Raw genomic sequence first — 20284 nt, 5'->3', positions numbered from 1 at the left:
GTCGGGGGAATGAATTCCCCCGAGCCCCCATCTTTTTTCTGATGACCGGCCGTTCGGCGACCTGCGCATCAGCGGGCTCGTCGTCAGGGCATGACGGCGGGACGCCAAGTACAAAAACAGCGCGACCTTGAAGGTCGCGCTGTTGCTGGGCCGGGCCACGTACTGTCGTCACGTGGACATGGCAATCTGACAGAAAAAAGAAGGGGTCCAGGGGAATTCATTCCCCTGGCCTACCCCTGCCTTCCTCTCTTCAGCTCTCCAAAAACTTCCGCACTGCTTCTTCCCGCGGCATGGGCGCCACCGCGCCGTACCCCGTCGTGGCCAGCGCCGCCGCGGCGTTGGCGTAGCGCGCCGCCTCGATCGGCGTGTCGCCGGCGATGGTGCGGGCCAGGAAGTTGCCCGCAAACGTGTCGCCGGCGCCGGTCGCGTCGATCGCCTTGACGATGCGGCCGGGCAGGGTGGTGCGGCCGTTGCGGTCGGCGACCATCACGCCGTCCTTGCCCAGCTTCAGGATCACCTGCGGCGCCATCTCCAGGTAGAAGTCGGCGATGGCGTCGGGGTCGTCCAGCCCGGTCAGCGCGGTCGCGTCGTCGTAGCTGGGCAGCGCGATGTCGGTTATCCGCAGCGCGGCGTGGATCGTGGCGCGGGCGCGCGGCAGCGGCCAGAGCGAGCGGCGCAGATTCGTGTCGTAGGACACGGTGACGCCAGCCTCGCGAGCGATCTCGATGGCGCGGAAGCAGGCGTCCGACGCGCTGGTGGAGATCGCCTGGCTGATGCCGGAGACGTGCAGGATGCGGGCCTGGCGGATGGCCTCGGCCGGCATGTCGTCGGGCGTCATGCGCGAGGCGGCGCTGCCGGCGCGGTAGAAGGTGAAGGCGTGGCCGTCGGGGCCGTGCGTCACGAAGTAGATGCCGGTGGGCGCGTCGGCGCGGCGCTGCACGGTGCTGGCGTCGACGCCTTCATCCGCCCAGAGCTTCATGAAGCTGTCGCCGGGGGCGTCCTTGCCGAGCGCGGTGATGTAGCCCGCCTTCGCCCCGGCGCGGGCGGCGGCGACGGCGGCATTCGACGTGTCGCCGCCATGGCCTTCGAGATAGAGCGCGCGGCCCTGCGCGTCGGCGGGCTGCTGGTTGAATTCCAGCATCGGCTCGCCGAGGCAGAGGATATCCACCTGGCTCATGCCTGCATGATTCCGAGCGCCTCGCGCGCCGCGGCCTGCACCGCCTCGCGGTCGCCGGCGGCGATGGCCTTCTCGTCGACCAGCTTGCCGCCGATGCCGACGAAGGCGGCGCCGGCCGCGATGTACTCGCCCGCGTTGCGGGCGTCGACGCCGCCGGTCGGGCAGAAGGCGATCTCGGGGAAGACGGCGCGCAGCGACTTGATGTGGCTGGGACCGCCGGCGGAGCTCGCCGGGAAGATCTTGACGACGTCGGCGCCGCCAGCGCGCGCGGCGCGCACTTCGGTCGGCGTGAAGGCGCCCATCATCAGGCAGGCGCCGGAGGACTGGCAGGGCGCGGCCAGCGCGGGGTCCACCCAGGGCGAGACGATGAAGCGCGAGCCGGCAGAGATGCAGTCCTCGGCGGCGGTGGCATTCGGCACGGTGCCGGCGCCGACCAGCAGCTTCGGATCGCTGGCCACGTCGCGGATCACCGACAGCGCGTCGGGGATGGTCAGCGTGATCTCGAAGATGGTGATGCCGGCGTCGCGCAGCCATTCGACGGCGGTCGCGGCCCGGGCGGCGGTGCTGGTGCGCACCACGGGCACGATGCGGGCGGCGCGGAAGGTCTCGATCAACGGATGCGGGGCCACGGCAGTTCCATCCTGAAGGACGGGCGCCCGCGGCCATCGCCATGATGCCCGCCGCCGCCCGGAAGAGGCCGGCAGGCTAGCGGCGGGGCGGCCTCAGGGAAAGGGCAGGGCCTTCGCCCGCCCGTCGGTCAACCCATCGACACCATGCGGTCGGCGGTGCGCTCCAGCCGGCGGGCGGCCTGGTGGGCGTATTGCACCTGGCTGGCGGTGCGGTCGAGCGTCTCGTTGTAGTGGTTCACCTGGGTGGCCAGGCCGCTGGTGGCTTCCTTGAGCGCGCCCAGGTTGCTGCGGAACTCGGCGACGGCGGTGGCCTGCTCGGCCAGCGCGGCCTCGAGCCGGCGCAGCGCCAGGCGCAGGCGGTCTTCCGGGACCTGGGGGAAGGCGAGGAGGGTCGAGGACTGGTCCATGGATGCGGGGCCCCGTTCGCTGTGGCGGTCGGTGTGTTGATGAATTGTTAACGCATCTGCGCGGCCGAAGCCATCTCACAATTTGGACAGGGATGAAAATTTCGAGATCGTTGGCGCGCCCTTCTCGCGCGACACGCGAACCCCGCTTTCACACTAGGTCATTAAGCGCGGGCGGGGGCGGGTGGCTTCCCATGCTCACGGCAATCTGCTCTAACGCGCGCCCCCCGACCGGCGGCCCGCGCCGTCACCCTCAGCGAGCAGGCAGGCCCTTATGGCTGACGTCATCGGCATCGACTTCGGCACCACCAACAGCGTCATCGCGCTGCGCCAGGCGGATGGGCAGGTCGCCAGCATCCGCTACGCGACCGGCAGCGGCGTGGTGGACACCTTCCGCTCGCTGCTCTGCTTCTGGGCCGAGGAGACCGGGCCCTCGCGCGGCCGGCTGCAGCATGCCGCCGGGCCGCAGGCGATCGAGGCCTATCTGGACGATCCGCTGGGCTGCCGGCTGATCATGTCGATGAAGAGCTACCTGGCCAGCCGCAGCTTTTCCGAGACCCGCATCTTCGGCCGCGCCTTCGGCCTGGAGGAGCTGATCTCCCTGTTCCTGCGCTCGCTGCTGGCGAGCTCGGGCGGCGGCGCGGGGAAGCTGGGCGATGCGCATGTCGTCGCCGGCCGCCCGGTCCGCTTCGTCGGCGACAATGCCGATGACGAGCTGGCGGAGTCCCGGCTGCGCAAGGCCTTCGGCGGCGCCGGCTGGAGCGGGCTGGATTTCGCCCTCGAGCCCGAGGCGGCGGGCCACCGCTTCGCTGCCACCCTCGACGCGCCGGCCAATGTGCTGGTGGGCGATTTCGGCGGCGGCACCTCCGACTTCTCGCTGATCCGCTTCGAGCCGGGCCATGCCAAGGCGGTGCGTGCCCTGGGCCATGCGGGGCTGGGCATTGCCGGCGACGCCTTCGACTACCGTATCATCGACAACGTGGTCTCGCCGCGGCTGGGCAAGGGCGACAGCTACCGCGTCATGGGCACGGCGCTGCCGGTGCCGCCCAGCTTCTACACCAGCTTCGCCCGCTGGCACCGGCTGTCGCTGATGCGCGCCCCCCGCACCATGCGCGAGATCGCCGAGGTCGCCCGCGCCGCCGACCATCCAGAGAAGCTGCAGCACCTGATGCAGCTGGTCGAGGACGAGACCGGCTATGCCCTGTACCAGGCGGTCTCCGGCGTGAAGGCGGCGCTGTCCAAGGCCGACAGCGCGGTACTGCGCTTCAGGCATGGCGGCTTCCTGCTGGAGGAAGAGGTGCAGCGCGCCGATTTCGAGCGCTGGATCAGCCCGGAGCTGACCCGCATCGCCGGCGCCGTCGACCAGGCCCTGGCGGATGCCGGCGTCGGGCCGGAGGCGGTGGACCGGGTCTTCCTGACCGGCGGCACCTCGCTGGTGCCCGCCGTCCGCCATCTGTTCGAGAACCGCTTCGGCGCCGGGCGCGTCGCCCATGGCGGCGAGTTTGTCTCGGTCGCCGAGGGCCTTGCCCTGATCGGGGCCGAGCGCGTCGCGGCTTAAGTCAGGCCCAGTCGGCCGGGCTCTGCGGCCGCAGCTTGCGCCCCACCAGCCAGCCGGCGGCATCGGGCAGGGCGAAGCCCAGCAGCACGGCGCTCCACAGCGGCGCCGCCGGCAGGCTGATCAGCGCCAGCATCCCCAGCATCGCGGCCAGGCTGCCGGCCGGCAGCGGCGGGCGCCGGGTCTGCCAGGCGGTGGCCACGCGCCAGACCTCGGCGCCGCGCGCGGGCATCAGCGCCAGCGCGGCGACGATCGCCAGGGCGCGATGGCCGCGGGGCGCCAGCAGCAGGGCCGGCAGCATCGCCGCCAGCGGCAGCAGCAGCGCGACGGCGGCGAAGGGCATCACCGGCGCCTGGCCCAGCTGGCGCGCGGCCAGCATCCCCAGCGTCGCGCCGGTCCCCAGCAGCGCCATGCCCAGCCACAGCGCCTCGGTCAGCGCCGCACCGGCCGGCGCCAGCAGGTGGCGCCGCTGCCCCGGCGTCAGCCCGCGATGCCGCAAGGAGAACAGCACGTCCGCATGGCGCGCCAGCCGCTGCAGCAGCCCGGGCGCGGCCTCGGCGCGCGGCGCGGCATGGCCCATGGAGTCGGGCAGGTCCAGCGCCTCCCAGCCCTGGCGCAGCAGCCGCAGGCCCAGCTCGGCCGGCTGGTCCGGGGCGGCCAGGTCCCAGCCGCCGGCCAGGCGCAGCGCATCGGCGCGGACCAGAGACAGCGAGCCCTGCAGCGTCACCGCCATCTGCTCGTTGGCGGCCTGGCGCGGCAGCGGCCAGGATTGCGGCTCGGCGGCATAAGCCAGCCGCTCGGCCAGGGCGTCGTGGACGGTCGGCGCGGCGCTGCCCGCCTGGACGAAGCCCAGCCCCTGATGGCCCAGGAACAGCGGCAGGCAGCGGCGCAGCCAGTCGCTGTCGACCGCCGCGCCGGGCTCGACCAGACCGACCAGCAGTGCCTCCGGCGCCGTCTCGCGCAGGGCGAAGCCGCGGGCGGCCTCGGGGCAGGCGCCGATATGGAAGAAGCGGAAGCGCGGGCTCAGCCGGGCGACATGCTCGGCCACCGGCTCCCAATGGCCGGGGGCGTCGCTGGCATCGACCACCAGCACCTCCAGCGCCGGATAGTCGAGCTCGGCCAGCGACTCCAGTGTGGCACGCAGCGCCGGCAACGGGGCATCGGCCACGGGCAGGTGCAGGGAGACCTTGGGCAGCGGCCGCAGCAGGGCACCGGCCAGCGCCGGCACGCGGCGGGCGAAGCTGCGCGGCGCCATTGCCTCGGCGATCAGCCGGGCGCGGTGCAGCAGCAGCAGGCTGGCCGCCGCCTGGGCCGCCAGCCAGGGCAGGGTGGGCAGCGCCGCATGACCGTGCCAGGCCGAGGCCATCAGCAGCGAGGACAGGCCCTGCGCCAGCAGGAACAGCCCGATGATGGCGCCCGTCCGCAGGCCGCCGGGCCCCCGCAGCGCGGCATAGCCGGCCAGCGTGCCCAGCAGCGCCGCGGCCAAGGGGAAGCCCGGGCTCTGCACGCCGGCAGCCCGCCAGGCGGCGAACTGCGCCAGCGCCAGCAGCACCAGCACGGCCAGCAGCCCAGGCCGGCCGCCCGGCCAGCCCGCACGTCGCCGATGCGCCGCATCCCCGGCCGGCCGCGAAAGCGCGGCCGCCGTCAGGCGGGGTTCGTTCACGATCGGGGGTCGAGCCTGTGCATTCATCGGAATCGGTCCGGGCATCGGTCGCGGCCCTTGTGCCGCCCCTTCCTTCTGGGCAGCCGATGCGGCAGGGGATCGGCCGCTTGATGGCAGGAATGGGGCCATTCGCCGCGGCCAGGGGGCGTGACCGAAGGCGGGCCAGGCCCTAGAACCGGCTGCCGCATCGCCGCAGAGGAGCTTGGCCATCCCCATGGACGTCGCGCTGGAACTGGCCGTGATCCTGCTGCTGGTGCTGCTGAACGGCATCTTCGCCATGAGCGAGCTGGCCATCGTCTCTGCCCGCAAGGTCCGCCTGCTGGGCATGCAGCGCCAGGGCCGCGCCGGCGCCTCGGCCGCGCTGACGCTGATGGAGGACCCGCAGCGCTTCCTGCCCACCGTCCAGGTCGGCATCACCCTGGTCGGCGTCCTGGCCGGCGCCTTCGCGGGGCAGGGTCTGGCCCAGCGCCTGGCCGGCGTGCTGGCGATGATCCCGGGCATGGCGCTCTACGCCAACGAGCTGGCGCTCACCGCCGTGGTGCTCGCCATCACCTATGCCTCGCTGATCCTGGGCGAGCTGGTGCCGAAGCAGCTGGCGCTGCGCAATCCGGAGGCGGTGGCCGTCATCGTCGCGCCGCCCATGCTGCTGCTCTCCCGCATCGCGGCGCCGATGGTCTGGCTGCTGTCGCGCTCCTCGGCCCTGGTGCTGGGCCTGCTCGGCGCCTCCCGCGCCGTCTCGGCCAGTATCACCGAGGAGGAGGTCAAGGCCGCCGTCGCCGAAGGCGTCGAGGCCGGCGCCCTGGACAGCGAGGAGCGCCACATGATCGAGCGAGTCCTGCGCCTGGCCGACAAGCCGGTCCGCGCCCTGATGACGCCGCGCAACGAGGTCGAATGGCTGGAGCGCGAGGCCCCCGAGGCCGAGATCGCCAGCCGGCTGCGCGCCTCGCCGGTCACCCGCTTCGTCGTCGCCGACCGCCGCATCGACAATGTCACCGGCGTGGTGGTGGTGAAGGACCTGCTGGACCAGCTGCTGGCGGGTGGCAAGCTGGACATCGCGCCCGCGCTCCGCCAGCCCATGGTGCTGCCCGACAACCTCTCGGCCATGGATGCGCTGGAGCGGCTGCGCGCCGACCCGCTGGGCATCGCCCTGGTGATGGACGAATACGGCAGCTTCGAAGGCGTCGTCACCGCCTCCGACCTGCTGGAAGCCATTGTCGGCGAGCTCGGCCCGGCCCCCACCCCCGCCGCGGCCGGCGACGTGGTCGAGCGCCACGACGGCACCCTGCTGCTGGACGGCATGATGCCGAGCGACGAGCTGAAATCGCGCCTCGACCTGCCGGAGCTGCCGGCGGAAGGGTCCTATCACACCGTCGCCGGGCTGATGCTGGCGCTGCTGCAGCGCGTGCCCCGCGAAGGCGACCGCATCGTCTGGGCCGGCTGGCGCTTCGAGATCGTCGACATGGACGGGCGACGCATCGACAAGGTGCTCGTCAGCCGGGAACAGGCGACCGAAACCGCGGCATAAAAAAAAGGCCGGGGGAAGGAATTCCCCCGGACCTTTTTCTGCAAGTGCCGGGCGACGCTGTCGCCCGGCGCCGGATCTCAGAGACCAGCCTGCGTCACGAACTTGGTGATCAGATAGGCTTCGATCGCCTCGCTGCCGCCTTCCGAACCGTAGCCGCTGTCCTTGGTGCCGCCGAAGGGCACTTCCGGCAGGGCCAGGCCGAGGTGGTTGATTGTCATCATGCCGGTCTCGACCTGCGACGCGATGGCATTCGCCGTCTTGGCCGACCTGGTGAAGGCATAGGCCGCCAGGCCGAAGGGCAGGCGGTTGCTCTCCTCGACGACCTCGTCGAACTCCTTGAACGGCACCATCAGCGCCAGCGGGCCGAAGGGCTCCTCGTTCATGGCGCGCATCTCGCGCGTCAGGCCGGTGATCACCGTCGGCTCGAAGAAATAGCCCTTGTTGCCGATGCGGCTGCCGCCGGTGCGGATCTCGGCGCCCTTCTGGCTGGCATCCGAGATCAGCGTCTCCATCGCCGGGATGCGCCGGTCATTGGCCAGCGGACCCATCTGGGTGCCGTCCTCGAGGCCGTTGCCGACCTTGAGCGACTTGGCATAGCTGGTGAAGGTGTCGACGAACTGGTCGAAGGCCTTCTCATGCACCAGGAAGCGCGTCGGCGAGACGCAGACCTGGCCGGCATTGCGGAACTTGCTGGTGGCCAGCGTCTTCGCCGCATGCTCGATATCGGCATCCTCGAAGACGATCGCCGGCGCATGGCCGCCGAGCTCCATCGTGGCGCGCTTCATGTACTTGCCCGACAGCTCGGCCAGGTGCTTGCCCACCGGGGTCGAGCCGGTGAAGGTCACCTTCTTGATCGTCGGATGCGGGATCAGATAGGAGGAGATCTCCGCCGGCACGCCGTAGAGCAGGCCGACCACGCCCTTCGGCAGGCCGACATCGAGGAAGCAGCGGATCAGCTCGGCCGGCGAGGCCGGGGTCTCTTCCGGCGCCTTGACGATGATCGAGCAGCCGGTGGCCAGCGCCGCGGACAGCTTGCGCACCACCTGGTTGATCGGGAAGTTCCAGGGCGTGAAGGCGGCGACGGGGCCCACCGGCTCCTTCACCACCAGCTGGTAGACGCCCTCGGCCCGGGCCGGGATGACGCGGCCATAGGCGCGGCGGGCCTCCTCGGCGAACCAGTCGATGATGTCGGCGCCGGCGAGCACCTCCATCTTCGCTTCCGGCAGCGGCTTGCCCTGCTCCAGGGTCATCAGGCGGGCGATCTTGTCGGCGCGCTCGCGCAGCAGCTCGGCCGCCTTGCGCATCAGCTTCGAGCGGTCGAAGGCCGAGACCTTCTTCCACACCGCGAAGCCGCGCTCGGCCGCGGCCAGCGCCTCGTCCATGTCCGCCTGGGTGGCGTGCGGGACGGTGCCGATCTGCTCTTCGGTGGCCGGGTTGAGGACGGGAATGGTGCCGCCGCCGGTGGCCGCGCGCCACTGGCCGTCGATGTGCAGCTGAACGTCTTGGTACATCACAGCGTCTCCTCGTTCACGAGAGTCCGCCGGAATGTGGACCCGGGAAGCAGCCTGCGCCACCCCCCGGGACCGGGTAAAATCAGCCTGTCCGATCCGTGTCCGCCCGACGTATCGCAGACCGATCGCCGGACCGGGCGCGGCCTACTTCGCGAGCACCGCGACGCCCGGCAGGGTCTTGCCCTCGAGCCATTCCAGGAAGGCGCCGCCGGCCGAGGAGACATAGGTCATGCGGTCGGCCACCCCGGCATGGCGCAGCGCCGAGACGGTGTCGCCGCCGCCGCCGATGCTCTTCAACCCGGCGGAGGTGGTCAGCCCCGCCGCCGTCTGCGCCACCTGCACCGTCGCGGTGTCGAAGGGCGGGATCTCGAAGGCGCCGAAGGGGCCGTTCCACACCAGGGTGGAGGCGCGCTTCAGCTCCGACTCGACAGCCGCCACCGTGGCCGGCCCGACATCCAGCGCCATCATGCCCGCGGGCACATTGTCGACCGAGACGGTCTGGTTCGGCGCATTGGCGGCAAAGGCCTCGGCGACGACCAGGTCGGTCGGCAGCAGGATGGTGCAGCCGGCGGCGCGGGCCTCGTCCAGGATGCGCAGCGCCGTGTCGTGCATCTCGGCTTCCTGCAGCGACTTGCCCATGGCCTTGCCCTGGGCGGCGAGGAAGGTGTTGGCCATGGCGCCGCCGATCACCAGCACGTCGACCTTCTTCGACAGGTTGCCGAGCAGGTCGAGCTTGGTGGAGACCTTGGCGCCGCCGACGATGGCGACCACCGGGCGGGACGGGGTGCCCAGCGCCGCGTCCAGCGCCTCCAGCTCCGCCTGCATCAGCCGCCCGGCATAGGCTGGCAGCTTGTGCGCCACGCCCTCGGTCGAGGCATGCGCGCGATGCGCGGCGGAGAAGGCGTCGTTGACGAAGACGTCCGCCAGCTTCGCGAGCCCGTCCACCAGGGCGGGGTCGTTCTTCTCCTCGCCGGCATGGAAGCGGGTGTTCTCGAGAACGAGGACATCGCCGTCCTTCAGCCCGGCGACGGCGGCCTCGGCGTCAGGGCCGACGCAGTCATCGGCGAAGCCGACGGGGCGGCCCAGCGCCTCGCCCAGCGCCACCGCCATCGGCTTCAGCGACATCTCGGGGACGCGCTTGCCCTTGGGGCGGTCGAAATGGCTGCAGACGATGACGCGGGCGCCCTTGTCGGCGAGCTCGCGGATCGTCGGCACCAGCCGGTCGATGCGGGTGGTGTCGGAGATCTTGCCGTCGCGCACCGGCAGGTTCAGGTCGGCGCGCAGCAGAACCCGCTTTCCGGCGGGTTCGAGTTGATCCAGCGTCCGGAAAGCGGGCATTTTTCAGCTACTTCCTGGAGCTCAGAGGCTGCCGAGCAGGGCAGCGGTGTCCGACATGCGGTTGGAGAAGCCCCACTCGTTGTCGTACCAGCTCATCACGCGGACCAGGGCGCCGTCGACCACCTGGGTCTGGGTGGCGTCGAAGGTCGAGGAATGCGGGTTGTGGTTGAAGTCGATCGAGACGAGCGGCGCCGTGTTGTAGCCGAGGATCCCCTTCAGCTCGCCTTCCGCCGCGGCCTTCATCACCGCGTTGATCTCTTCCTTGGTGATGCCCGTCTTCTTCGGCACGAAGTCGAGGCTGACCAGCGAGACGTTCGGCGTCGGGATGCGGATGGCGGTGCCGTCCAGCTTGCCCTTCAGCTCCGGCAGCACCAGACCCACGGCCTTGGCGGCGCCCGTCGAGGTCGGGATCGCCGAGACGGCCGCGGCGCGGGCGCGATGCAGGTCCTTGTGCAGGGTGTCGACCGTGCGCTGGTCGCCCGTATAGGCGTGGATGGTGACCATGTAGCCACGCTCGATGCCGTAATTCTCGTGCAGCACCTTGGCGATCGGCGCCAGGCAGTTGGTGGTGCAGGAGGCGTTGGAGACCACGGTCATGTCCTTGGTCAGGACCTTGTGGTTCACGCCATAGACGATGGTGGCGTCGGCGCCGTCGCCGGGGGCCGAGATCAGCACCTTGCGGGCGCCGGCCTTCAGCAGCTGGCTGGCCGAGTCCTTGGTGGTGAAGAGGCCGGTGCACTCCATGGCGACGTCGATGCCCTGGTAGGGCGCCTTGGTCGGGTCGCGCTCGGCGCTGACCTTGATCGGGCCATAGGTGCGGCCGTTATGGACGATGGTGATGCTGTCGCCCTCGACCTTCACCTCGCCGGGGAAGACGCCATGGACGCTGTCGTAGCGGAACATGTGGGCATTGGCTTCGACGCTGCCCAGGTCGTTGATCGCGGCGACCTCGACATCGGTGCGCCCGCTCTCGACGATGGCGCGCAGCACCAGGCGACCGATGCGCCCGAACCCGTTGATCGCGACCTTAACAGCCATGGTGTCTTTCCTCGTCTTTCCCGTTGCGGTCCGGGGGAAGGCTCCCCTGGATCCGCCTAACCCGCCGCCGGCCTTTGCCGGCGGCGTCCGTCGCTCGCCCGCCCCTCCCGGGAACGGGTCAGCCCAGCTTGCGCTTGACCGCGGCCACAGCCGCCTCGGCCGTGATGCCGAAATGGCGGTAAAGGTCCTCGGCTGGCGCCGAGGCGCCAAAACCCGTCATGCCGATGAAGGTTGCATCAGAACCGAGCCAGCGGTCCCAGCCGAAGCCCAGCGCGGCCTCGATGCCGATGCGCGGCGCCTGGCCCAGCACCGCCGCGCGGTAGCTCTCGTCCTGCAGCGCGAAGAGCTCCCAGCAGGGCAGGGAGACCACGGCGGTCGCGATGCCCTCGGCCTCCAGCGTCTCGCGCGCGGCGATCGCCAGATGCACCTCGGAGCCGGTCGCGATCAGCGTGGCGCGGCGCGGGCCCGAGGCCTCGGCCAGGACATAGCCGCCGCGGGCCGACTTGTTCTCGCCGGCCTCGGTGCGCAGCGCCGGCAGGTTCTGCCGCGACAGCGCCAGCACGGCGGGGCCGTCGGCCCGCTGCACGGCGAGCTCCCAGCATTCCGCCGTCTCCATGGCATCGGCCGGGCGGAAGACGTGCAGGTTGGGGATGGCGCGCAGGCTGGCGAGCGTCTCGACCGGCTGGTGGGTCGGGCCGTCCTCGCCCAACCCGATGCTGTCATGCGTCAGCACATGGATCGCCCGCTGCCGCATCAGCGCAGCCAGCCGGATCGACGGCCGCATGTAGTCGGCGAAGACCAGAAATGTGCCGGAATAGGGGATGGTGCCGCCATGCAGCGCCATGCCGTTCATGGCCGCGGCCATGCCGTGCTCGCGGATGCCCCAATGCACGTAGCGCCCGCCCATGCTGGACGGCGTCATGGCCGGGACGCCCTTGACGTTGGTGTTGTTCGAGCCCGTGAGATCCGCCGAGCCGCCGATCATTTCCGGGATCGCCGGCACCAGCACCTCGAGGGCGCGCTGGCTGGCGACGCGGGTCGCGAGCTTCGGCTTGTCCTCGGCCAGCTTCGCGCGGTGCGCGCTGGCCGCCTCGTGCCAGCCTTCCGGCAGCTTGCCGGCCATGGCGCGCTCGAAGTCACCCTTCTGCGGGTGGTTGGCCAGGCGCTTCAGCCAGGAGCGGCGGGCGCCGGCGGCGCGGCGGCCGGCGGCCTCCCAGGCGGCCTTGATGTCTTCCGGCACCTCGAAGGGGCCGCTGGTCCAGCCCAGCGCCTCCTTGGCGGCGGCCGCCTCGGGACCGCCCAGCGGGCTGCCATGGCTGCCGGCGGTGCCGGCCTTGGTCGGCGCCGAGAAGCCGATGATGGTCTTGCAGGCGATGATGGTCGGCTTCTTCGAGCGCGTCGCCGCGTCGAGCGCCTTTTCCACGGCGGCCGGATCATGCCCGTCGACGCGCTTGACCGCCCAGCCATAGGAAAGAAAGCGCTTCAGCACGTCGTCCGAGGAGGACAGCGCCACGTCGCCATCGATCGAGATGCTGTTGTCGTCCCAGAGGACGGTCAGCTTGCCCAGCTTGAAATGCCCGGCGATGGAGGCCGCCTCGTGGCTGATGCCTTCCATCAGGCAGCCGTCGCCGGCGATCACCCAGGTGCGGTGGTCGACCAGCGACTTGCCGAAGCGGGCGGCAAGATGCCGCTCCGCCATGGCCATGCCGACGGCATTGGCCAGCCCCTGGCCGAGCGGCCCGGTGGTGGTCTCGATCGCCGGGTGCTCGCCGTATTCGGGATGGCCGGCGGCCACCGAATGCAGCTGGCGGAAGTTCTTCAGGTCATCGATGCCCATGCCGGCATGGCCGGACAGGTGCAGCCAGGCATAGAGCAGCATCGAGCCGTGGCCGGCCGACAGCACGAAGCGGTCGCGGTCGGCCCAGCGCGGATCGGCCGCGTCATGCCGCAGGAACTTGGTGAAGAGCACGGTCGCGGCGTCGGCGATGCCCATCGGCATGCCGGGATGGCCGGATTTGGCCTTTTCGACGGCGTCGATCGCCAGCGCCCGGATGGCATCGGCCATGCGCCGCGTCTCGGTCACCGGCCGGGCCAGGATCGCGGCCTGGGCGGCAATGGCGGGGTTGGCGGAAGCGTCGGGGAGGGGGGCGATACTGGCCAAGTTCAAGCACCTCTCTGGCGTCGGGATGGCTATAAAGGCGCGGTCAAGGCGCGGCAACCCGGGGGCGCGCGGCGCCCGCGACCGCCTGTCCCGGCGCATGCGCGCGAGGCCTTACCCCGGCTGCGCCGCGCTGGCGAGTCTTTGCCCCGCATGCCAGGAAAGATGCGCGGAGTGGAAGATTTCTCCGCCCCGCGCAGGCGCGGCGAGCTTGCGTTTTTTTTGCACGCGGGCGGAGCAGAGCCTGCGGCCCGCCCTGTTGCAGCGCGGCATGGCTTGCGCCAAAGCTGGCAGCCATCGAGACCGGGGAGGGCCCATGAAGCTGCCGCTTGCCCTGCCGCGCCGCCAGCCTGGCTTCCGCGAGGCGGCGCTGTTCCGCCCGCGCTCGGTGCTGCTGCTGGCCGACCCGGCGCTGTCCGAGTCCGGCGTCATCGCCCGCAACCTGGCCGCCGGCGGCTTCCAGGGGCGGCTGCAGGTGATCGGCATGCCGGCGGAAGGGCTGGAGCCGGCCGCCGATATCCCCGCGCTGGCCGAGCCGCCGGACCTGGCCGTCATCTGCCTCTCGCCCGAGGCACAGCCCGCGGCGATGGAGGCGCTGGCCGCGCGCGGCTGCTTCGCGGCGATCTTCCCGGTGGCCGCGCCGGCGCTGGCGGCGCTCTCGGCGCGGACCGGCGTGCAGGCGATCGGCGCGCACAGCTTCGGCCTCTGCCTGCCGGCGATCGGGCTGAACGCCAGCCTGTCGCACCTGCCGCCGCGGCCGGGGCGGCTGGCGCTGCTCTGCCAGTCGGCGGCCATGGCGCGGGCCATCATCGACTGGGCCGAGGGCGAGGAGCTCGGCTTCAGCCACATCCTGGGCATCGGCACCAATCACGGGCTGGGCTTTGCCCTGGCCCTCGACTGGCTGGCGCGCGATCCGGCGGCCGGCGCCGTGCTGCTCGACCTGCGGCGGATCAAGAACCGCCGCATGTTCATCTCGGCGGCGCGGGCCACGGCACGGACCCGGCCGGTGGTGGCGATCCGCCCCGGCGGGCGGCAGGCGGATGCCAGCGGCATCGGCGACGCGGTGATGGAGGCGGCGCTGCGCCGCGCCGGCGTGCTGCGGGTCAACGGGCTGGAGGATCTGCTGGCCGCCGCCGAGACGCTGGCCCGGCTGCGCCCGGCGCAGCGGCGCGGGCAGGACTCGCTGGCCGGCGACCGCATCGCCGTGCTGGCCAATGGCCAGGGCCCGGCGCAGCTGGCGGCCGACGCGGTGCTGCAGGGCGGTGCCCGGCTGGCCGAGTGGGATGCGGCGGCCCAGGCCATGCTCGACCTGGCTTTGCCGCCGGGAAGCGCCGGCCAGCCGCTGGGCAACCCGCTGGTGCTGCCTCCCGGCGCCGGGCACCGGCTGGGCGAGGCCGCCGCCCTGCTCGCCGCCCTGCCGGGGGTGGATGCGGTGGTGGCGCTGCATGCGCCGGGCATGCTCGGCCAGGACGACGCGCTGGCGCGCGAAGGCCTGGCGGCTGCCGCCCGCGCCACCAGGGGGGCGCCGGTGCTGGTCGGCTGGCTCGGCCAGGCGACCGGGCAGGCGGCGCGGCGCTCTCTGGCCGGGGCCGGGCTCGCGGTCTTCGCGACGCCCGAGGCCGCGGTGCGCGGCGCGCTGCACCTGGCGGTCGACCGCCGCAACCGGGCCGCCGCCGCCGAGCTGCCGCCGCGCGACCTGGTCGAGGTGGCGCCCGACCGGGCGAAGGCGCGCGCGCTGGTCGACAGCCTGCGCGCCGAGGGCCGCCGCCATTTCACCGAGGCCGAGGCGCTGGCGCTGCTCGCCGCCTATGGCCTGCCGGTGGTGCCGGGCGTGGCGGCGGCGGGGGTGGATGCGGCGGTGACGGCGGCGATGCGGCTGGGCTTCCCGGTGGTGCTGAAGATCCTGAGCCCCGACCTGCCGCGCAAGACCGAGGTCGGCGGCGTGGCGCTCGGGCTGAACAACGTGGCCAGCCTGCGCGCCGCCGCCATCGCCATGCTGGCCCGCATCCGCCAGGACCGCCCTGGCGCGCGGATCGACGGCTTCCTGGTGCAGCGCCAGGCCGGCACCCAGGGGCCGCGCGGGCATGAGCTGCGCATCCGCCTGGGCGACGACCCGATGTTCGGCCCCTGGATCGGCTATGGCCGCGGCGGCACCGCCTCCGACTTCGAGGCCGACGTCGCCTTCGACCTGCCGCCGCTGAACCGCACCCTGGCCCTGGCGATGATCCGCCGCACCCGCGGCGCCCGGCTGCTGGAAGGGTTCCGCGACCATGCCGCGGTCGATGTCACGCAGGTGGCCGATGCCGTGGTGCGGCTGTCGCAGCTGGCGGTCGACTTCCCCGAGCTGGAGGGGATGATCCTCAACCCGCTGCTGGCCGATGCCGATGGCGTGCTGGTGCTGGACGCCTCCGGCGCGCTGCGGCCCGAGGGCGAGCTGTCCCAGCTGGCCGTGCCGCCCTATCCGGCGGAGCTCGCCGAGGACTGGACCAGCCGCAAGGGCCGCCGCCTGCTGATCCGCCCGATCCGCCCCGAGGACGCCGCCGCCCATGCCGAGGCCTTCCGGCATCTCTCCCCGGAAGACGTCCGCTGGCGCTTCTTCAGCCAGCTGAGAGAGCTGCCGGCGACGCAGATCGCCCGCATGACGCAGATCGACTACGACCGCGAGATGGCCTTCGTCGCGGTGGAGGAGCGCGAGGGCGCCGCGCCGCGCACCGTCGGCGTCGCCCGGCTGATCCGCGAGGCCGGCGGCGGGCCCGGCGGCGACCAGGGCGAGTTCGCCGTCGTCACCCTGCCGGACTGGAAGGGGGAAGGGCTGGGCCGCCACCTGATGCAGCGGCTGATCGACTGGGGCCGCGCCCAGGGGCTGCAGCGCGTCGTCGGCCAGGTGCTGGCCGACAACCGGCCGATGCTGGGCTTCATCCGAGCGCTGGGCTTCTCGCTCAGGCGGTCTACGGAGGATGACGAGGTGATGGAGGCACGGCTGGAGCTGGCCCCACCGGAGTGACCCGCCGCCCCCCGCCGAGGGGGCGGCCCTGGAAGATCAACGGGGGCCGACTTCGCGGATCAGGTCGCGCACGCGGCTGGCGGCGGCCGGACCCTTCAGCGCGTTGCGCCAGGCCGCCTCGGCCACGCGCTGATGCGCGGCGATCGCCTCGTCGGCGGCGGTGATGGTGCCGACGCCGACGGTCGCGCTCGCCGTCATGTCGGGCGGGAAGGGCGAGGTGCAGACATGCGCCCGCTCGCGGCCGCGCAGCACCAGGAAGTTGCCGGCCGGCTCGGCGGCCAGCAGGCCGAGCTGCAGGCCGATGGGGACGCTTTCCATCAGGTTGGCGATGCTCTCGGCCTCGGCGCGGGCGGCAAGCCGGCAGCGGGTGCGGGTGCGCTCGGACAGCGCCAGGCCGCCGGCGACGCCATCGGTCAGGAAGCGCCGCAGCGCGGCTTCCGACAGCATGGCGATGATGGTGGCGCGGCGCGCCTGGTGCAGCTTCTTGCGCGCCGCCAGCAGGCCCATGGCCTGGTCGGCGCCGGCGCGGGCGGCGATCCGCTCGGCGGAGGAATCGGCGGTCTCCGCCCAGGCCTCGGCCAGGGCGCCGTCGAAGCCCTCGGTCGTGGTCTGGTAGCAGACCGCGCCGCCGACCTGCAGGATCTGGTCCGACTGCTCCTCGACCTGGCGCAGCCGCTCCTGGAAGGCGATGGGGCGCGAGAAATACTCGACGCCGATGCCCAGCAGCGACAGCGGCGAGATCTTCAGCAGCTCGGCGAGACGGCGGATGGTGTCGAGCTTGATCACCTCCCCCTTCTCATAGCGATACAGCGCGGCGCGCGACACGCCCAGGCGCGCTGCGATTTCCTCGGCGCGCAGCCCGGATTCGAGACGGTAGGCCCGCAGCTGCTGACCGATATCGGCGAAACGCATGACACCTCTTATCGATATCAGGCCACGGCGGCAGCGCCGGGGCTGCGGGAATCTCGTGGGCTGGAGTTCGTGCAGGAAAATGCGGTCAGTTGCGACCGTTGGCAATCACTGAATTGCGGTAACCGGATGCATTTGACCGCCGCAAGCGACCGTGATGCGCCGCCCGTTCCGGCGGCGCATCCGCGTGATCAGCCGTGATGCCGCCTCAGCCTTCGGCCACCTTGTGCGCGGCCAGCAGCTCGAGCGCCTGCACCAGTCCGGAATGATCGAGCTGCCCGCCGCCATTCGCCACGACCGCCGAGAACAGCGACTGCGTCGACGCCGTGTTGGGCAGCGCGACGCCGAGCTCCTTCGCCGATTGCAGCGCCAGGTTCAGGTCCTTCTGGTGGAGCGCGATGCGGAAGCCGGGCGCGAAGGTGCGCTTGATCATCCGCTCGCCATGCAGCTCGAGGATGCGCGAGGTGGCGAGTCCGCCCATCAGCGCCTGCCGCACCTTGGCCGGATCGGCGCCGGCCTTGGAGGCGAAGACCAGCGCCTCGCCCACCGCCTCGATGGTCAGCGCGACGACGATCTGGTTCGCCACCTTGCAGGTCTGGCCGGCGCCGTTGGATTCGCCCACCAGCGTGATGTTCTTGCCCATCGCCTGGAACAGCGGCGTCGCGCGGTCGAAGGCCGCCTGCGGGCCGCCCACCATGATGGTGAGCGACGCGCCCTTGGCGCCGACCTCGCCGCCGGAGACCGGCGCGTCGAGATAGTCGCAGCCGAGGTTGTTGACGCGCGCCGCGAAATCCTTGGTGGCCGTCGGGCTGATCGAGCTCATGTCGATCACCAGCTTGCCGGGCGCCAGCCCTTCGGCCACGCCCTTCGGGCCGAACAGCACCGCCTCGACGTCGGGGGTGTCGGGCACCATCAGGATGATGACCTCGGCCGCGGCGGCGACGGCGGCGGCATCCGGCAGCACCTTCGCCGCGTCGCGGATCTCGGCGGCGAGGCTGGCGCGGTCCGGCACCAGCAGGTCATGCCCCGCATTCTTCAGGTGCAGCGCCATCGGGCGCCCCATGATGCCGAGGCCGATGAATCCGATCTGCATGGCGTTGTTCCTCGTCGGTGTCGAAGGTTTCTTCAAGCCGCCTTGTAGGGCGCGAACCAGCCGAGCCCGGCGGTGGTCTCGCCTGCCGGCCGGTACTCGCAGCCAATCCAGCCGCGGAAGCCGAGCGCGTCGATGCGCTGGAAGACGTAAGGCCAGTTGACCTCGCCGGTGCCGGGCTCGTTGCGGCCCGGCACGTCGGCGACCTGCATATGCGCGATGACGGCCAGGTGCTTCTCGACGCGCTTGACGATGTCGCCCTCGCTCACCTGGCAGTGATAGAGGTCGAATTGCAGCCCGAGCCGCTCCGGCCCGATCGCCGCGATGATCGCTGCCCCCTGGTCCATGCTGCGCAGGAAGAGTCCTGGAATGTCACGCTGGTTGATCGGCTCGATCACCGGCTTCACCGCGGCCTTGGCGCATTCGGTGGCCGCCCAGTCCAGGTTGACGGCATAGGTCGCGGTCAGCGTGTCATGCGCGACGCCGGCCGGCGCCAGCCCGGCCATGACATGCAGCCGCGGGCAGTCCAGCGCCGTGGCATAGTCCAGCGCCTTCAGGAGGCCGTCGCGAAATTCCTGGCCGCGGCCGGGGATGCAGGCGGTGCCGCGCTCGCCATTGGCCCAGTCGCCCGGCGGCGCGTTGAACAGCACCTGCTGCAGCCCGTTGTCACGCAGCCGCTGCGCGATCTCGGCCGGCTTGAAGTCATAGGGGAAGAGGAACTCCACCGCCTCGAAGCCGGCGGCGCGGGCGGCGGCGAAACGCTCCAGGAAGGGCAGCTCCTGGAACATCATGGACAGGTTCGCGGCGAAGCGCGGCATGGCGGATTCCTCTCCGGCGGGCGCCCCGCCTTCGGGCGGCGAGGCCTTGGCCGGGCACGCTAAGGCCCTTGGCCCAAAGCGCAAGACCTTGTCAGACAAGCTGACCGCAACAGGCCGCGGGGCACGCTGGCGAAAGCGCTGCGCCTCAGGCATGGTCCGCCGCATGAACGCCTCCTCCTCCGACGACCGCGGGCTGCGGCCGGCGCGCCTGCTGGGCCTGGTGGCGCTGGGGGCGCTGCTGGTCGGCTGCCTGCTGGTGCTGCGGCCCTTCCTTTCGGCGCTGCTCTGGGCCGCCATCCTGGCCTTCTGCACCTGGCCGGCCTACCGGACGCTGCGCGACCGGCTGCGGCTGTCGCCCACGCTCGCCGCCCTGGTCATGGTCACGGCCGAGATGCTGCTGGTCGGCCTGCCGCTGCTCTTCGCCGCGCCGATCCGCGCCGAGGATGTCGAGGGCCTGCGCACCGGGGTGGAGAACCTGATCTCCACCGGCCTGCCCGGCCTCGGCGACCGCCTGGTCCACGTCCCCATGATCGGCGAATGGCTGAAGGAGCGCTGGGATGCGCTGCAGCTCGACTTCTCGCCGCTGACCAACCTGCTGCAGCCCTATGCCGGCATGATCGCCCAGCAGCTGCTGGGCATCCTGCTCACCGTGCTGTCCGGCCTGGCCGAGCTGGTGCTGGCCATCCTGCTGTCCTTCTTCTTCTACCGCGACGGCCCGCGCATGGCCGCCGGCCTCGAGGCGCTGGTCGGCCGCATCGCCGGCAGCCAGGCCCGCCGCCTGGTGCAGCTGACCGCCAACGTCACCATCGGCGTGGTCTACGGGTTGCTCGGCACCGCGGTGGCCCAGGGGCTGATGACCGGCCTCGGCCTCTGGATCGCCGGCGTCCCGCAACCTGTTCTTCTGGCGGTGATCGCCGGCATCATCTCCGTGCTGCCGGTCGGCGCCCCCCTGGTCTGGCTGCCGGCATCGCTCTGGCTGTTCAGCCAGGGCAGCACCGGCTGGGGCATCTTCCTGCTGATCTATGGCGCCGGCGGCATCAGCAGCGTCGACAACGTCATCCGCCCCTGGCTGATCAGCCGCGGCGCTGATCTCCCGCTGCTGCTGACCATCCTCGGCGCTTTGGGCGGCGTCTTCGCCTTCGGGTTCCTGGGGCTGTTCCTGGGACCTGTGCTACTCGCCGTCGGATTTACGTTGCTGCGGGATTGGGCGGAAGAAGAGCCGCAAGTCAGGTAAAAAGATAAGGCCAGGGGAACGAATTCCCCTGGACCCCTTCTTTTTTCTGTCTGATTGCCATGTCCACGTGGCGACAGTATGCGCCACGGCCCAATGTTAGCGCGCACTTGGATTGAGCGCTGATGTATTGAAACGGCGCCCCGCCGTGATGCCCTGGTATCGCGACCGAGGAGGCGCAGGTCCCCCAACAGCCGGTCATCAGAAAAAAGATGGGGGTCTGGGGGAATTCAT

The 20284-nt window shown here is 71.6% G+C and carries 15 protein-coding genes; 4 read left to right on the top strand and 11 right to left on the bottom strand.

Going from position 1 to position 20284, the window contains the following annotated elements; all coding sequences use genetic code 11:
* Positions 1-250: 250 nt before the first annotated feature.
* The 3 genes from BKE38_RS04420 to BKE38_RS04410 form a co-directional block, all read right to left on the bottom strand.
* A complete protein-coding gene (locus BKE38_RS04420; protein ID WP_076956157.1) occupies positions 251-1177 on the bottom strand; it encodes a sugar kinase in 927 nt (308 codons plus the stop codon).
* Complete coding sequence (locus BKE38_RS04415; protein WP_076956156.1) at positions 1174-1806, bottom strand: bifunctional 4-hydroxy-2-oxoglutarate aldolase/2-dehydro-3-deoxy-phosphogluconate aldolase; 633 nt, start codon at positions 1804-1806, stop codon at positions 1174-1176. Before BKE38_RS04415 ends, BKE38_RS04420 begins: the two co-directional genes overlap by 4 nt.
* Before the next feature lie 128 nt (positions 1807-1934).
* Positions 1935-2213, bottom strand: a complete 279-nt coding sequence (locus BKE38_RS04410) for a hypothetical protein (RefSeq protein WP_076956155.1) — start codon at positions 2211-2213, stop codon at positions 1935-1937.
* A gap of 271 nt (positions 2214-2484) precedes the next feature.
* Here BKE38_RS04410 and BKE38_RS04405 point away from each other — a divergent pair, with 271 nt between their 5' ends.
* Positions 2485-3768 carry an Hsp70 family protein gene (locus tag BKE38_RS04405; protein ID WP_076956154.1) on the top strand — a complete coding sequence of 428 codons (1284 nt, stop codon included), beginning with the start codon at positions 2485-2487 and terminating at the stop codon, positions 3766-3768.
* Between the two features lies 1 nt (position 3769).
* On the opposite strand, the gene BKE38_RS04400 is transcribed toward BKE38_RS04405, so the two are convergent.
* Positions 3770-5428 (bottom strand): glycosyltransferase, encoded by a 1659-nt coding sequence (locus BKE38_RS04400; RefSeq protein WP_076956153.1) that lies wholly within the window; start codon positions 5426-5428, stop codon positions 3770-3772.
* A gap of 214 nt (positions 5429-5642) precedes the next feature.
* Between BKE38_RS04400 and BKE38_RS04395 the strand changes: the two genes are divergently transcribed.
* Complete coding sequence (locus BKE38_RS04395) at positions 5643-6953, top strand: hemolysin family protein (RefSeq protein ID WP_076956152.1); 1311 nt, start codon at positions 5643-5645, stop codon at positions 6951-6953.
* A gap of 77 nt (positions 6954-7030) precedes the next feature.
* Here BKE38_RS04395 and BKE38_RS04390 read toward each other — a convergent pair whose 3' ends face one another.
* The 4 genes from BKE38_RS04390 to tkt all read right to left on the bottom strand — a co-directional run bounded on the left by BKE38_RS04390 (position 7031) and on the right by tkt (position 12992).
* The gene (locus tag BKE38_RS04390; protein ID WP_076956151.1) at positions 7031-8464 is read right to left on the bottom strand and encodes an NAD-dependent succinate-semialdehyde dehydrogenase; all 1434 of its coding nucleotides are present in this window, start codon (positions 8462-8464) and stop codon (positions 7031-7033) included.
* A gap of 144 nt (positions 8465-8608) precedes the next feature.
* On the bottom strand, positions 8609-9802 hold the full coding sequence (locus BKE38_RS04385) for a phosphoglycerate kinase (protein WP_076956150.1): 1194 nt from the start codon (positions 9800-9802) through the stop codon (positions 8609-8611).
* Between the two features lie 21 nt (positions 9803-9823).
* Positions 9824-10840: a type I glyceraldehyde-3-phosphate dehydrogenase gene (gap, locus tag BKE38_RS04380; protein ID WP_076956149.1), complete on the bottom strand. Its 1017-nt coding sequence runs from the start codon at positions 10838-10840 to the stop codon at positions 9824-9826.
* Positions 10841-10958: 118 nt separating this feature from the next.
* Complete coding sequence (gene tkt, locus BKE38_RS04375; protein ID WP_076956194.1) at positions 10959-12992, bottom strand: transketolase; 2034 nt, start codon at positions 12990-12992, stop codon at positions 10959-10961.
* Positions 12993-13314: 322 nt separating this feature from the next.
* On the opposite strand from tkt, the gene BKE38_RS04370 reads away from it, so the two are divergent.
* Positions 13315-16002 carry a bifunctional acetate--CoA ligase family protein/GNAT family N-acetyltransferase gene (locus tag BKE38_RS04370; protein ID WP_076956148.1) on the top strand — a complete coding sequence of 896 codons (2688 nt, stop codon included), beginning with the start codon at positions 13315-13317 and terminating at the stop codon, positions 16000-16002.
* A 36-nt stretch (positions 16003-16038) separates the two neighbouring features.
* On the opposite strand, the gene BKE38_RS04365 is transcribed toward BKE38_RS04370, so the two are convergent.
* The 3 genes from BKE38_RS04365 to otnI all read right to left on the bottom strand — a co-directional run bounded on the left by BKE38_RS04365 (position 16039) and on the right by otnI (position 18819).
* On the bottom strand, positions 16039-16914 hold the full coding sequence (locus BKE38_RS04365) for a helix-turn-helix domain-containing protein (RefSeq protein ID WP_076956147.1): 876 nt from the start codon (positions 16912-16914) through the stop codon (positions 16039-16041).
* A gap of 205 nt (positions 16915-17119) precedes the next feature.
* Positions 17120-18004: a 2-hydroxy-3-oxopropionate reductase gene (locus BKE38_RS04360; protein ID WP_076956146.1), complete on the bottom strand. Its 885-nt coding sequence runs from the start codon at positions 18002-18004 to the stop codon at positions 17120-17122.
* A 32-nt stretch (positions 18005-18036) separates the two neighbouring features.
* Positions 18037-18819, bottom strand: coding sequence for a 2-oxo-tetronate isomerase (otnI, locus tag BKE38_RS04355; protein WP_076956145.1), 783 nt, complete (start codon positions 18817-18819; stop codon positions 18037-18039).
* Positions 18820-18982: 163 nt separating this feature from the next.
* Here otnI and BKE38_RS04350 point away from each other — a divergent pair, with 163 nt between their 5' ends.
* A complete protein-coding gene (locus tag BKE38_RS04350) occupies positions 18983-20053 on the top strand; it encodes an AI-2E family transporter (RefSeq protein WP_076956193.1) in 1071 nt (356 codons plus the stop codon).
* The last annotated feature ends 231 nt before the right edge of the window (positions 20054-20284 follow it).

It is taken from the genome of Teichococcus deserti (assembly GCF_001982615.1).
Classification (GTDB): domain Bacteria; phylum Pseudomonadota; class Alphaproteobacteria; order Acetobacterales; family Acetobacteraceae; genus Pseudoroseomonas; species Pseudoroseomonas deserti.
The sequence above is the reverse complement of the archived record's forward strand: the minus strand, read 5'-3'. Positions and strand labels throughout refer to the sequence as shown.

Bases quoted from the DNA above. Each gene is read 5' to 3' on its own strand.
- BKE38_RS04420 (WP_076956157.1), bottom strand. From the start codon at position 1,177: ATGAGCCAGGTGGATATCCTCTGCCTCGGCGAGCCGATGCTGGAATTC.
- BKE38_RS04410 (WP_076956155.1), bottom strand. From the start codon at position 2,213: ATGGACCAGTCCTCGACCCTCCTCGCCTTCCCCCAGGTCCCGGAAGAC.
- BKE38_RS04405 (WP_076956154.1), top strand. From the start codon at position 2,485: ATGGCTGACGTCATCGGCATCGACTTCGGCACCACCAACAGCGTCATC.
- BKE38_RS04395 (WP_076956152.1), top strand. From the start codon at position 5,643: ATGGACGTCGCGCTGGAACTGGCCGTGATCCTGCTGCTGGTGCTGCTG.
- BKE38_RS04390 (WP_076956151.1), bottom strand. From the start codon at position 8,464: ATGTACCAAGACGTTCAGCTGCACATCGACGGCCAGTGGCGCGCGGCC.
- BKE38_RS04385 (WP_076956150.1), bottom strand. From the start codon at position 9,802: ATGCCCGCTTTCCGGACGCTGGATCAACTCGAACCCGCCGGAAAGCGG.
- gap (WP_076956149.1), bottom strand. From the start codon at position 10,840: ATGGCTGTTAAGGTCGCGATCAACGGGTTCGGGCGCATCGGTCGCCTG.
- BKE38_RS04370 (WP_076956148.1), top strand. From the start codon at position 13,315: ATGAAGCTGCCGCTTGCCCTGCCGCGCCGCCAGCCTGGCTTCCGCGAG.
- BKE38_RS04365 (WP_076956147.1), bottom strand. From the start codon at position 16,914: ATGCGTTTCGCCGATATCGGTCAGCAGCTGCGGGCCTACCGTCTCGAA.
- BKE38_RS04360 (WP_076956146.1), bottom strand. From the start codon at position 18,004: ATGCAGATCGGATTCATCGGCCTCGGCATCATGGGGCGCCCGATGGCG.
- otnI (WP_076956145.1), bottom strand. From the start codon at position 18,819: ATGCCGCGCTTCGCCGCGAACCTGTCCATGATGTTCCAGGAGCTGCCC.
- BKE38_RS04350 (WP_076956193.1), top strand. From the start codon at position 18,983: ATGAACGCCTCCTCCTCCGACGACCGCGGGCTGCGGCCGGCGCGCCTG.